The 12144-nt window shown below is 61.7% G+C and carries 23 protein-coding genes; all 23 read left to right on the forward strand.

Going from position 1 to position 12144, the window contains the following annotated elements; all coding sequences use genetic code 11:
* Positions 1-177: 177 nt before the first annotated feature.
* On the forward strand, positions 178-1338 hold the full coding sequence (locus BN1143_RS19775) for a tyrosine-type recombinase/integrase (protein WP_042051875.1): 1161 nt from the start codon (positions 178-180) through the stop codon (positions 1336-1338).
* Positions 1339-1344: 6 nt separating this feature from the next.
* Entirely contained in the window at positions 1345-1725 is a 381-nt protein-coding gene (locus BN1143_RS19780; RefSeq protein WP_042051876.1) for a hypothetical protein, read from the forward strand.
* Positions 1722-1901, forward strand: coding sequence for a hypothetical protein (locus BN1143_RS19785; protein WP_042051877.1), 180 nt, complete (start codon positions 1722-1724; stop codon positions 1899-1901). The genes BN1143_RS19780 and BN1143_RS19785 overlap by 4 nt, the downstream gene beginning before the upstream one ends.
* Positions 1901-2296 carry a hypothetical protein gene (locus BN1143_RS19790; RefSeq protein WP_042051878.1) on the forward strand — a complete coding sequence of 132 codons (396 nt, stop codon included), beginning with the start codon at positions 1901-1903 and terminating at the stop codon, positions 2294-2296. The genes BN1143_RS19785 and BN1143_RS19790 overlap by 1 nt, the downstream gene beginning before the upstream one ends.
* Before the next feature lie 110 nt (positions 2297-2406).
* Positions 2407-2658: a type II toxin-antitoxin system RelB/DinJ family antitoxin gene (locus BN1143_RS19795; RefSeq protein WP_042051880.1), complete on the forward strand. Its 252-nt coding sequence runs from the start codon at positions 2407-2409 to the stop codon at positions 2656-2658.
* Positions 2651-2935 carry a type II toxin-antitoxin system RelE family toxin gene (locus BN1143_RS19800; RefSeq protein WP_042051882.1) on the forward strand — a complete coding sequence of 95 codons (285 nt, stop codon included), beginning with the start codon at positions 2651-2653 and terminating at the stop codon, positions 2933-2935. Before BN1143_RS19795 ends, BN1143_RS19800 begins: the two co-directional genes overlap by 8 nt.
* Positions 2936-3135: 200 nt before the next feature.
* Positions 3136-3333: a hypothetical protein gene (locus tag BN1143_RS19805; protein ID WP_042051884.1), complete on the forward strand. Its 198-nt coding sequence runs from the start codon at positions 3136-3138 to the stop codon at positions 3331-3333.
* The gene (locus BN1143_RS19810; RefSeq protein WP_042051887.1) at positions 3330-3830 is read left to right on the forward strand and encodes a hypothetical protein; all 501 of its coding nucleotides are present in this window, start codon (positions 3330-3332) and stop codon (positions 3828-3830) included. Before BN1143_RS19805 ends, BN1143_RS19810 begins: the two co-directional genes overlap by 4 nt.
* Before the next feature lie 129 nt (positions 3831-3959).
* Positions 3960-6809: a hypothetical protein gene (locus BN1143_RS19815; protein ID WP_042051888.1), complete on the forward strand. Its 2850-nt coding sequence runs from the start codon at positions 3960-3962 to the stop codon at positions 6807-6809.
* A 617-nt stretch (positions 6810-7426) separates the two neighbouring features.
* Positions 7427-7966 carry a hypothetical protein gene (locus tag BN1143_RS19820; protein WP_042051890.1) on the forward strand — a complete coding sequence of 180 codons (540 nt, stop codon included), beginning with the start codon at positions 7427-7429 and terminating at the stop codon, positions 7964-7966.
* A complete protein-coding gene (locus tag BN1143_RS19825; RefSeq protein WP_042051891.1) occupies positions 7963-8376 on the forward strand; it encodes a hypothetical protein in 414 nt (137 codons plus the stop codon). Before BN1143_RS19820 ends, BN1143_RS19825 begins: the two co-directional genes overlap by 4 nt.
* Entirely contained in the window at positions 8373-8630 is a 258-nt protein-coding gene (locus BN1143_RS19830; protein ID WP_042051892.1) for a hypothetical protein, read from the forward strand. The genes BN1143_RS19825 and BN1143_RS19830 overlap by 4 nt, the downstream gene beginning before the upstream one ends.
* A 169-nt stretch (positions 8631-8799) precedes the next feature.
* A complete protein-coding gene (locus BN1143_RS19835) occupies positions 8800-9168 on the forward strand; it encodes a hypothetical protein (RefSeq protein ID WP_042051894.1) in 369 nt (122 codons plus the stop codon).
* Positions 9169-9170: 2 nt separating this feature from the next.
* A complete protein-coding gene (locus BN1143_RS19840) occupies positions 9171-9383 on the forward strand; it encodes a hypothetical protein (RefSeq protein WP_042051895.1) in 213 nt (70 codons plus the stop codon).
* A complete protein-coding gene (locus BN1143_RS19845; protein ID WP_156141326.1) occupies positions 9383-9646 on the forward strand; it encodes a hypothetical protein in 264 nt (87 codons plus the stop codon). The genes BN1143_RS19840 and BN1143_RS19845 overlap by 1 nt, the downstream gene beginning before the upstream one ends.
* Positions 9647-10034: 388 nt before the next feature.
* On the forward strand, positions 10035-10214 hold the full coding sequence (locus BN1143_RS19855; protein ID WP_042051899.1) for a ribbon-helix-helix domain-containing protein: 180 nt from the start codon (positions 10035-10037) through the stop codon (positions 10212-10214).
* A 118-nt stretch (positions 10215-10332) separates the two neighbouring features.
* Entirely contained in the window at positions 10333-10572 is a 240-nt protein-coding gene (locus tag BN1143_RS22510) for a hypothetical protein (protein WP_156141327.1), read from the forward strand.
* Positions 10569-10700: a hypothetical protein gene (locus tag BN1143_RS22870; protein ID WP_269430158.1), complete on the forward strand. Its 132-nt coding sequence runs from the start codon at positions 10569-10571 to the stop codon at positions 10698-10700. The genes BN1143_RS22510 and BN1143_RS22870 overlap by 4 nt, the downstream gene beginning before the upstream one ends.
* Complete coding sequence (locus BN1143_RS19860; RefSeq protein ID WP_042051902.1) at positions 10697-10978, forward strand: hypothetical protein; 282 nt, start codon at positions 10697-10699, stop codon at positions 10976-10978. Before BN1143_RS22870 ends, BN1143_RS19860 begins: the two co-directional genes overlap by 4 nt.
* The gene (locus BN1143_RS19865; RefSeq protein ID WP_042051903.1) at positions 10975-11193 is read left to right on the forward strand and encodes a hypothetical protein; all 219 of its coding nucleotides are present in this window, start codon (positions 10975-10977) and stop codon (positions 11191-11193) included. Before BN1143_RS19860 ends, BN1143_RS19865 begins: the two co-directional genes overlap by 4 nt.
* Positions 11190-11477, forward strand: a complete 288-nt coding sequence (locus BN1143_RS19870) for a hypothetical protein (RefSeq protein WP_042051906.1) — start codon at positions 11190-11192, stop codon at positions 11475-11477. The genes BN1143_RS19865 and BN1143_RS19870 overlap by 4 nt, the downstream gene beginning before the upstream one ends.
* Before the next feature lie 11 nt (positions 11478-11488).
* On the forward strand, positions 11489-11779 hold the full coding sequence (locus BN1143_RS19875) for a hypothetical protein (RefSeq protein WP_156141328.1): 291 nt from the start codon (positions 11489-11491) through the stop codon (positions 11777-11779).
* On the forward strand, positions 11776-12144 hold a 369-nt coding region (locus BN1143_RS19880), incomplete at its 3' end, for a hypothetical protein (protein WP_042051909.1). The genes BN1143_RS19875 and BN1143_RS19880, both read left to right, overlap by 4 nt.

Raw genomic sequence — 12144 nt, forward strand, 5'->3', positions numbered from 1 at the left:
GGGTATGTGGTGTGCAGCGTGCTAGACGCACAGGACGCCATGAGAAGGTATAGCGCGAGTAAGTAAACAAAGGGCCTTCGGGCCCTTTTTCAATTATCTCGAGAAGGTAGTTGTGTGATGCTAAGTGATTACATATGATTACAGATAATGCTAATTGATACCTGTGAGAGATAACGCATGATCATCGGACAAGTCGCCATCGAGCAGTGGGCCATGCAGCACCAGCGCGCCCGCAGTACCAAAACCACCGACTGCAAGCCGACCCCGTTTAGCCGGGCCGGGCTGGTTGCCACCCTGGAGCCTGGAGCCACGGCGATAAAGTATTACCACGGCAAAAAGTACCTGGGCACCAATCTGGAGAGCTGCTATTCCCGCATGGTGGCGCCCAAGGTGCCAAAGGCCGATCGCGTGACGCTCAACGAGCTGTTTGCGAGCTGGGCCAAGGAGCGCGAGGACAAGCCCTCGACGGCCGGTTACAAGGGCATATGGGCCCGGGTGGTCGGCGCTGCAGGTGATCGGCCGGTCGCCGATCTCAAGTCGTCCGACTATGCCCGCATTCTCCTCGATGCAGGCGCCAGGAAGTGCGCCCCCACGTCGATCCACCGTGCCGCCGAGCTGCTGGCGAAGATGGCCAAGCGTGCAGCCCTGCGCCATGACTTGCCCGCCGTGGCGGTGCCCGGGGTGGCCGATGCGTTCGCGGGTGCCAGCAACCAACCGGCCAAGAGCAAAGCCCGGCAGGCCGTGGCCACCCTGGACGACCTGCGCCAGATAGTTGCCCTGGGCACGGCGGCAGATGCCAACGGCTTGGCCAAGCTGGCCGCCCTGGTAGTGATGACCGGTTGCCGCAAGGCCGAGGCCCTGGGGATGCACACCGGCGAGCTGACGGCCACGCACTGGGTTATCCCGCCCGAGCGCACCAAGCAAGGCACGGCGACCCGGATCCCGCTCACAGCTCCCCTGCGCGCCCTGGTGGAGTCCGGCAGGCAGTCGGCGGGGCTGGTATTCGGCAGTGAGCAGGGACGCGCCAACGGCGACGCCAAGCGGCCATACAGCGCAACGGCGCTCAATTACTACCTTGCCCGCCTCGGGGTGCTGTCTACCGATCCCGATGGCAACACCGGCAAAGCCACCGTGCACGACCTGCGCCGGTCGATGTGCACCCAGGTAAACGCCCTGGGGCTGACGGACGGCGACACCGCCCAGCGGATGATCGGCCACAAGGTCGGCAACGTGGTGGCCAACACCTACGACGTCACCGCAGTGAGCCAAGCAAACAAGATCGACGCAGCCTTTGCCGCGTGGCATGAGGCCCTATTTTCAACAATCGCCGAGAGGTAATAGACCATGAAAGCCCTGATCCTGGCCCTGGCCCTGGTGGCCACCGGTACACACGCTGCCGAGAAGCCATACGATTACCATGACATGCTGCGCGAACGGGCGGCAGCCCGCGATGCCGCCATGGGCCTGGGCTACCCCACCGAGGCGGCGGCGGACGACTACGTGATAGGGTTGACCAATGACGCCGAAAGGCTGCTGCCCAGGTACAAGATCCCCAAGGAGGGGGCCGAGGTGGTGTGTAATGGCGCCGTGAATGCGGTGATCACCCGCGAATTTCTCAACCTGGCGAAGGAACACCCCGAAGTTGACACCAAGCGGACCGCCGATTTCGGGATGGCCTATGGGCTGTTCGCCTATCACCAATGTCTCTACAAGGGCACTTTATGAAAGCACTAATCATCGCCGTGGCCCTAGTGGCCACGTTCGCCCAGGCCGACGAGGAGATCGAACGCTGCCGCGTGAACAGCGCCGGTGATACGGTGTGCGTCGATCAGTACGGCCATATAACCAAGCGGTGCCACACAGACGGCGCCGGTAACGAAACCTGCAAGGAGTACGACTAATGCTCGAGTATGTGAAAGCGGCTGAAGCGCGCCGCGTGCGTATCTACTCAACGGCGGCACTGATGACGCTTTCCCAATGGCAGCGGGCAGCGACGGCCGATCTGGGTATCGAGCCGCGCCCAGACATAATGCGGGTATGGGCCGATCATGTGCGCGACTCTGTGGCCGACAGTCCTATCGGCTACAAGAACGCGCTCTGTTACTCGACGTTCAACCTGTTCGCAAGCATAACAGGCGAATTCGAGCACAGGGTAATGGAGGAGGACGAGGCGATCGGTAACGTCATCGGGGGGATGGTAATAACCCACGGCGATCGGGAGTTCGCCTACACCTGGGAACGTTGGGAACAGGATTTCGCCGACAACCTGCGGATCGCGGAGCAGTGCGACCGGTAGGCCGGTTTTAAGTTATCTCGAAAACAGAACCCGCCGACCTTGGCGGGTTTTCTTTTAACCGGTTGTCACTTAAACTTGTATTTACAAACGTAAATACAGGAGGCGCCATCATGGGCTCCATGAATATCCGCATTGACGACGATCTGAAAGCCCGCGCAGGCGTGGCGCTCGAGGGGATGGGCGTCTCGGCGTCCGAAGCCGTCCGGCTCGTGCTCGAGTATGTGGCCATCAACAAGCGCCTGCCGGTGCAAATCGCGCTGATGGCCGACGAGGACGCCGAACTGCTGGCAACGGCGCGGCAACGGCTGGCAAGCCCTGGCAAGCGGGTGCGCGTCACTTTGGACGATCTGACCCGTGTATGAGCTCGATTTCGACGAGGCCGCGTGGGAGGAGTGGCAGCGCCTGGATCATGCTGTGCGCTCCCAGGCGGCCAAGAAGCTGGCCAAGGTACTGGAGCACCCCCACAACCCCGCAAACGCGCTGCACGGCGATCTTGCGGGCTGCTACAAGGTAAAGCTGCTCAAGGCCGGGGTGCGCATCGTCTACACCGTGGAAGATGATCGGCTTGTTGTCCTGGTGCTGGCAGTCGGCAAGCGCGACAAAAGCGCAGCATACCGGGCTGCAGAACAACGGCGATAGACACCGCGAATAAAGGGCCCTGCAGGGCCCTTTTTCATTACCTTGAATCGGTAGTTAACGGGAATGGTTTGCGCGCAAAGAGTTTCCCGTTACTGGTTGTCACTCAATGACTTAGCGAAAAATAGATCAACTGATGTTGTTGATTTAGCTGAACACCTGATCAAGACTAGCCGCCTCGACACACCAAAGGAGACGAGATCATGAATATTCGAGAAGCGATCAACGCCCCGCAGACCGCCGAAATCCTGGGCATGACCTTGCAAGGGGTGCACGCATGGATAAAGCGCGGCCGGGACGGCAAAGACGGCAGGCCTAAGGCCTATGACTGCGCCGGGATAAAGGTATTCCGCCGGAAAGATGTGGAGGCCTATAAGGCGCAACTGGAGGCCAAGGCATGAACCAGCGTGAGAGCGATTCGCTTTACAGCGTCCGCCGCCGTGTGGATGCCGCCGCCGATAGCGCCATATCTACGGTGTTGTGTAATTTGGTGCATGATCTCGCCCTCGAATGGTGCTGGAGCGAGGCAGACGAACAGGTGATCGAATCCTGGTGCCGTATAGCAACCGCAGGCGGCGGCGGCATGGGGAGGGGGTGGCCTGGGTGCCGATATGGCATGGGTGTAAAACGCACCGGCGGCGAAGTTGCCCTAAACATGGCGCTTCAATTCATGGCCGCCCTGGGTGCCTGCAACGATAGCAAAATTGCCGGGCATTATTCGTTCGAGCTCACCGACAAGGTGGTAGTGCCGCAACACATGCAAGAGCTGTTCAGAAACGTGAACAACGGCGAACCGGGCGAGTGCCTGGAGTTCACGGCGGCGGATGTGCGGGCAGACTTCGAGCTCTATTTCACAGAGTTCATGAAACCTGAGAACGTAGAGGCGTGCCAGATATGATCGAACGCCAGAAAGCAGAAAGCCCCGGCGGGCAGGCCAGGGCTTTCATAAACAACGCTGTGAGTGACAACCACGAGACGCACAGCACTACCACCGAGCAATCCAAACCCCACCCAGGAGTTGAATCGCATGAGCGATATTAAGCCAAATGACGACCAATCGCCAGCACGGAGTAACGGGATTATTTCCGACCTACCCCAGGAGGCGCGGGCTTACACTACCCCAGAGATTGCGGTCTGCTATGGCCAGGGCATAAGCGACAACCACCCGGGCGACCCCATGCACTATCGCGGGATCGAGAAGTTCGCAGCAGACCTGGAGGCGCGGGCCCTGCTCAAGGCCGACGCTTTCAACAATCTCGACACGATAGAAGCCTACGCCAAGATCAAGAATCGCGGCCCCTGGGCTATGCGTGCCATAGACGAAGCCGTGGCCTTGGCAGCAGACGGCGAGCACTGGCACCGGCAACGGGGCAGCGTCACCGCCTGCGGGTGGCTCATGTTCGACTGTGACCACGCACCGGCGGGGCACTTGGCCAAGGTTCGCCGTTGGATAAATGCCCTGGGCGCCCAAGCGCTGATCTACACCACCACCGGCCACAACCTGGAGATCAAAGGCGGCTATGAGTCCTTTAGGCTATTCATGTTCCTGCGGGAGCCCGTGGCCGGGCCCATAGCCTGTGCAGTCTCCAGGGAGCTGCGCGAAGCGGTATTACCTCCCGCCACATACACCGCCGAGGTTAACGGCCGGCAGGCGGTGCGCAACTGCTGGGACGGCTGCGGCGACGAACCCACCAGGTTTATGTTCCTGCCGCTAAAGGGCCAGCCGGTCGAGGTGTTCCACGCCATGGGGTGGTGCCTGGACGCGGCGCAGTGGTTCAAGCATCGCGATCTGTCCCTGGTGGCTGCTGACGATTTCGACCTCGGCGAGGCTTACATCGGCTCGTTTGGCGAGGTGGTCGATCTCCTGCTGTCCGTGCCAGGGGCGCACCTGCACACGCAGCCAGACGGGCGCCAGGGCGTGCGCATGCCTGGGCAGCAGCCCGAGCAATACAGCAACGGGCCGGACAACGGCGACGGCTGGATCTTCCTGTTCCCCAACGGCGACCGCGAGCAGCTTAACTTTCACAGCCTGCACGCCCTGACCGAGCCAGAGGACACTTTCAAGACCGCTGACGCCATCCAGGTGATCGCGGAGCAGTACGACTTGCCGGAACTGCTGCCCGCGTTCGAGAAGGCCAAGAGCGGCGCCGGGCGTGCTGCTGACCTGGAGAAGGGGCGCAAGAACCTGGAGCGCCTGGAGGAGAAGCGGGCCGAGCGCAAAGGCCGGACGCCTCGACAACCTGCCGCAGATAATGAAAAACCGGCCAAGGTGACTGATGCCGAGCGGTTCGAGCGCAACTACGCACCGCAGACCGAGGAGATCGCCGAGCTGCTGATCCGGCTGCTGTACGCCAACGGCGTGCCAAAAGGCCACCTGGACGACCCCGAAGGCTTGGCCCTGTACGGGATCGACGTCCTGGCCCTGGATGATGTTTTCAAGGCATCTTTCTACGCACCGGCGAAACGAATGCTCTACTCCATGGATCCCAGGGATGGCAAGGTGGCCGCCTATGCCCGCGCCGATCTGCCGGTGCTGCTGTCCAACTTCCCGCCCATCATCGACCCGCGCAACGCCATGATCGCCGATGCGGTGCGAAAGGCTGCCGAGAAGGCCGCCCAGGCTGCACAGGACGGCGAGCAAGCCCCCGAGGAGAAGCCCGGCAGGGGCAGGCCCAAGAAAGCGCCAGCGCCCTTTGGCGAGGCCCTGGCGGCCTATGCGCTCAAGCTGATCGAGGAGAAGCTGATCGAGGGCCGGTGCCAAGCGTCGGCTATCGCCCACCGGGTCGATATGTTCGCCCAGGCGCCGCGCATGGAGATCGACCACTACGGGCTGGCCACCTTCACGCAACCTTTCCGCCGATTCAAAACAGGCCGCTCCCTGGGCACAGACGCACAGCGCCTTTTGTCCATCTACCTGGAACACTTCCCGCAGTTCGAGGAGCTGCTGGAGTTCCTGGCCGCTGCCCGCTTTGCCTCAGACCGGAAAAATGCCTTCTTGTGGCTGCACTGCCCGAGCGACTGGGGCAAGGGGTTCACGGCTGGCGTACTCTCCGATCTGGGGCTAATCGTCGACATCGAGGAGGAGCAGCTCTATTCCCTGCTGCGCGGCCAAGCAACCGGCGTATCCCCTGGGGCGTTTGTGCAGGCCTGGGCGCTGCTGATCAACGAGTGCAAGAAGGTAGCAGACGGCGTTAAACGCCTGGAGAAGGGGCTTACCCTAAACCCTAAATACAACATGGAAACCCGCGTCGAGGTGTTCGCCAAGCTGTTCACCAGCGCAGACGGCCTGGACGCGCTGACCGGCTCCCACGGGGTCGAGGAGCAACTGGCCCGCCGATTCAATGTGTGGGAGCTCGAGGGCGAGATTACGGCGATCCCCAAGTGGGCCGACGTCAAGGCCGCCATGTTCCGCGCCGTGAAAGCACACGCAAGCCGTTACCTTAATCAGATTGTTGAACGCTACATATCGGCGGGAGAGCACGAAGCGGTGCGGATGGCTGACAGCCACTTGGCCGCGTTCGCTGCGCAGTATGGGATAGCCAAAACTTACGGCAGACTCTCCGACAACTTCGACGAGATCCGCGAGGAGTTTTTCGCGTGGTGCTGCGACGTCTCCAGGGCGAGCGATCCCGCCTTCATGGAGAAGCGGATCGCCATCCCGGGCGGTCTGTTCCTCCTGCATCATCGGGTGGTGTTCGAGCAGTGGGTGAAAGACCACTACCCCCGCGATATGCAGGGGAGCTTGATCAAGAACACCAACGCGATTTTAGGGACACCAGTGCAGCCCAGAGCCGCAAACCAGCGTCGCGGTGTGTGGGTGCGCAAAGATAAAAGCGGTCGATCTCCGAGGAGCAATGTGATCGCAATGCGCGGATGATCACCGCCGTTTAGCTGGGGCCCGCCACTGTGCGGGCTTATTTTTGCGCACATTTCAGCCAATTGACACGCTGACACAAGCTGACACACAGCGATGTGTGTCACTGCAAGCCGCGCCACACCTGGGCTGTAGCGATTGACACACTGACACAGCCATTTTGGCATACTTATATATAAATAAATAAATACATTGTCCTATCTATTTTATTTATTCCCATATAAGCAGAAAAAGCGGTGTGTCAGTGTGTCAGCACCCCTAAACCCGCACCACGCCTGGGCTAGACTGACACACCACCCCGTTGTGTCAGTGTGTGTCAGTGTGTCAGTGCCAGATCAGGACGTTTTAAGGAGGGTCATCACTTCGACCCGACGCACAAACGGCCCGCCAAGCGATAGCGCGGCAGTTAGCAGGCACAAAACACAAAGACGGTTTTGCAGGGGTGAGGGGGTGCGTTCGACTAGGTGCCCGATCATCCGATTGTCAGATAGCCGGTGGTCACACATCCGGTTGTCACTCATCCCTCAAACTGCCATCCAGGATCGATGCCGGTACAAATTTCGGAGTGGCCGTCGTTTAGAGGACGATAGAGGCCACCCCCGAAAACAGGCCGAAACCGCATGAATAACCTAAATACGATTGTTGAAACCAAGCCGAAAGGCCGCGCACCGAAAGGGGCCATTGAGCTCGCAGCAGAGGCACGGCGGAAAGCGGGCCCTGGTAGAGCCGCCACCCAGTTCAAGAAGGGCCGACCCAAGACCGGCGGACGGCAGCGCCACGCCGACGTCTGGGATCTGCTCACCAGGGCGGCCGAGATCGCATGGGAGCGCGAACGCAAGGACTTGCCAGAAGGCAGCACCCCACCCAATGCGGCCGAGTTCGCCGCCCAATTGGTCGATCAGGTTAAGCGCATCGACCCGGTAACGGCGCTCAAGGTCATGGCAAAGCACATCCTACCCCCGGCGTCCGCCCAGGGCCCCGGCATCGAGATAGACCACGACAACCTGATCGGCACCCTGGAGAAGATCACCGACGCCATGGCCAAGCAAGGCGCCAACCTGGATGGCCTGGAACGCCTGCGCGTCGCCGTCAGTGACTTGATCGAGCAGAAAGCCAAGGTCGTCGCCGCCAAGGTGCTGGAAGAGGAGCTGCGGGCATGACTAGCGCAACGATGTTACGGCGAGCGCATAAGCAACTGCGCAACACCCTGGGCAAACGGCGGGAGGCAGCCAAGGCCCTGCCACCCGTTGCGGCCGCGTTCACACACCATCCCGTGTACCGCGCCAGCATGGCCAGCGCCATCGCCTGGGCCCGGTCGCAACGGGTCTCCCTGGGCGAGGCGTTCGGCGGCCTGGAACAGCGATTGATCGAGGAGCTGTGCGTGCCCTGGACAGAACTCATTGCCCACTACCACGCCACCGGCGATCTACTGCTGGCCGACCATTTCACCCAGCTCAAGGCCTTGCATTGGCCGCAGTGCGTCAGCGCCGCCGACTGGATGATCCAGGAATGGAAGACCCGCCAGGGCATCGAGCCCCAGCGCCTCAACGTTACGAGGTATGCGAAATGAAGATCACCGATCTGGATGCCCTGGTGGGATACCTGGACGAGCGGCACGAGCCGGTCTACGTCAGCCACCGCGAGACCCTGGCCGAGCTATGCCGCAAGGCCAAACACCCGGCCGAGATTGAGATACCCGATCACCTTCCGGCCACCACCCGGGGCACCCTGCGCCGCCTGCTGCCACTCCTGGTAGACGCGGCCAAGTTCGCCGAGGCATCCGCCAGGGCACGGGCACGGCGCGCAAAGGCCCGCAGGGTTTGAGGCTTAATTTCAACAATCGTTTGTAGGTTATGGAAAGTACAAATTTCGGTGACAGAAAAAATAATTTTAGGATGTTCACGCCGTCAGGTTTCTTGATTTTCCAGGCGGCAACCTCGCACCGAGCCGGGCGGTATATCCCGGCCACCCTTCAACGCACCGAGACAACCACATGGCACCCAAACCCGACAAGATCCCCGCCTATCGCTCGCCGACCGGCATCTACCTCAACGGCGACACCCTGGAGGTGTCAGAACACCGGCTCAAGATCGACCTATCCCCACTGACCCAGCGCGGCACAGTGTTCAACCTGGATTGTGTAACTGTGCTCAATGCACTCGCCATCGATCAGGTTTCCAACTACATGGCCGACCACTGCGAAAGCAACCCGGGGCGCGGGATCAACGTCACCGGCCTGACAGTGACCATGGAAAACGCACTGCGCAAAGCCTTTACCCGCCGAGGTATGAACCTTGGCGCCCGCCAGTCCGGCGAGCACTTCGGCGCCCGCATCATCGACGACCGCAACACGAGGTTCTAACCATGGGCAACCTACGCAACGAGCGCGACATTCTGCGCCCCGGTAATCCCGGGATCGACACCTACACCGACGACGCGGTGAGGGCCATTTTCGAGCAGCGCTACGGCCGCACCGTGGCCCAGAACCTCGGCAAGAACAACGGCGAGCAGGCCCGGGATAGTTACGTGGCCGGGATGGCTGCGGCTGCCAGGGCACGCCGGGAGGGTCGGGGATAATGCGCAGACCGGCGAGCTACCAGAGCATGGCCAGATGGTCGAAACAGCGCGTCATGGAGCGCAGCGCGACCCTGTTACGGCGACATGCGGCGGGCAAGTATGTGGACGAGCTCGAGCTCCAGGTGTTGCGGCAATTGCTGCTGTCCCATCTGCTGTACTCCCAAGCCCAGATCCTGACCTGTGACAGCCTGATCACCAAAATGGGCGCCATCATCGGCCAGCCCAAGTGCGCCGCCCTGGATCTGCTGGTGATGCAGTCATGAGCGGAAGATGGATCCCCGAGCTGCGGCGGACGCCAAAGCCAGGGAAGACGCGCAAGCCCAAGCAACCGGCAACCAAGCCGCGCACCAGGGAGGCGCAGCCATGAGCCGCCACCGCAGCCACCAACGGCGATCCAGGAGGCAGGCGTTCGCCACCAAGTATCGGCCCCAGCACCACCCGCAGCGGCCGCCAGAGCAACCGGCGAAGATGCGCCCCAAGGAGTGGATCGGGCGCTTCTGGGCGTTCCTGGTGGCGCTCACGATTGCATAGACAAGGGCCTGCGGGCCCTTTTGCTTTTATCGTCTGCGGAGTGTTGACGGCGTGCCGGTTGCAATTGCTCGGCGGGCTGTGATGCAATTAGGTTCACAACGCATCAAATGAGGTCACAACATGCCACGCGCCACCACCGACAAGCCGGACACCCCCGCCAAGAAGCCGCCATTCACGATCCGCCTGGACGAGGCCGCCCTCGCCAAGCTGGACGAATGGGCCGCCCAGGAACACCGCAGCCGCGCCAACCTTGTGCAGAAGATACTTGCCGAGGCGATAGAGCGGCACACAGCCGAATAACGCACCATCAGGGCCCAGCAGGGCCCTTTTTTATTACCGCGCACCGATTACAAAAGATGTTTACAGATTCAAAGTGATTACATATGATTACATCCGAACCAACCACGAGGATGCAACCATGACCCACCACCCCGCCGCAGGCCCGACCAGGATTAGTTTCAATCCACAACTGACCCAGATCACGGAATCTGAACGGCACCTGAATAATCATCGTTCGCCCCGCAAACTAAGCGATGGCCAGCGCGCCGCGCTTACCCGCTATCACATGGCCAGGGCGCTGCGCCTGCTGCCCGCCCCGTGCGGGGCCCAGTTGGCGCGCCGTATTCATCGCATCAACCGCCAAGGGGCCACGGTATGAACAACAAGCTGATCGTCCTGCTGTGCACGCTGATCGCCTTCTGCAGCCTGGGCACCGTCCTGGCCGCCGTCGCCCTGGTATCCCTGCTGGTTAGCGGCGATCCCACGTTCGGGGGCGGCTGGCAATGACCCGCAGCGAGATTTGCTATCAGATCGCCCTGTGCCGCGTTCGCATCGTGCGCCGTCACCAGGAGCTCGAGAAGCTGCGCAAGCTGCAGGGCAAGACAGCAACGGCGAGCAGGCTTAAGCGCATCCGTGCCGCCCTGCTCGACCTGCCCAAGCTGGCCGACCGGCTCGACGAGCTCGAGGACGCGCTCGACGTCATGGACGGCAAACCACCTGCAGAGCGCGCCGCAAACCGTCTGCGCCGCCGGATTCAACAATCGCAAGAGGAGTGCAAGACATGAGCCTGGACTGGCTGCCCAAGCGCGCACGGCGGCCCCGGACACCTCACCACCAGGAGGCGCCAGCACCACCGGCGCCCCAGGCGCCCAGCGTCCCCCTATTCGACCGGCTGCGCGCAGATGCGCAGACCATGACACAAACCGAACTGATGGCACGCCACGGGATCACCGCCCTGGCCGCCGAGACGTTTTATCAAACCCAGGAGTTATGGAAATGAACCACATCAAGGCCGCACTGATCGCAGTAACCACACTTACCGCCCTGGCCGGCTGCACCACCCCTAGCGGCCGCATTCAGCAGTGCATGATGGACGGCGGCGACGCCAACACCTGTATCGCCCTCGAGGAGGCCCGCCAAGCGCCTTGGAAGGCCTTGCAGCAATCGGGGATGCAGATGATGGCCGCAGGCCAAGCACAGGCAGCCCAGGAAGCCGCGAACCGGCCCAAGCAAACCACCTGCCAGGAGCAGTACAACGGCACGATCCAGTGCACCACCTTCTAAGGGCCAGCACCATGAGCAACCATTACGACAACGGCGCGATCAGTGCCGAAATGGCCAAGCGTAAATACACGGTCGAGGCCTCTATCAACGGCGGCCCCTGGGCCACCTTCTCGAGCGTCGGCGCTTTCCGCAAACAGACCCGGCTCAACCTGTGCGCCCACTGGCGGGCCCTGCATGTGGCCATGCACGGCGGGCACACCATCCAGGTCGGCGACCGACTGCCAGTGCTCGAGCTCGAGCGCCAGCACCTCGACGGCGGCCCAAGCGCGCAATGCCGCGTCGTATTCATTCGGAGGGCATGACCATGGGCAAGCCAATGAACCCACTGCACGCGCTGATTTGCGTGGCCGTCGCCGGTGCCGTCGTTTACAAGGTGTTTATCGCCGAGCCAGCGCCCGCGCCGGTGCAGCCGACGCAATATGAGTTGCTTAATCAGGCCATGATCGACGCTGCAGATAATGCCCGCCGTCACGTCGCCATCGAACTGGAAACGGTGCTCGGCCGTGAGCCGACGATACGGGAGCGCGGCAAGCTGCTGAACGATGCCCAGACTGCCGCAGAGCTCCACGGCGGCGACCAGGGAGACTGCGAGCACACATCAGGCTTTGATAGTGCGGTCATTGTCGGCACAGCCAACGGCCTGGACGCAAAGGGCTCGCGGGTGCTG

Origin of the sequence: Aeromonas dhakensis (assembly GCF_000820305.1) — a bacterium.
GTDB classification, from domain to species: Bacteria; Pseudomonadota; Gammaproteobacteria; order Enterobacterales; family Aeromonadaceae; genus Aeromonas; species Aeromonas dhakensis.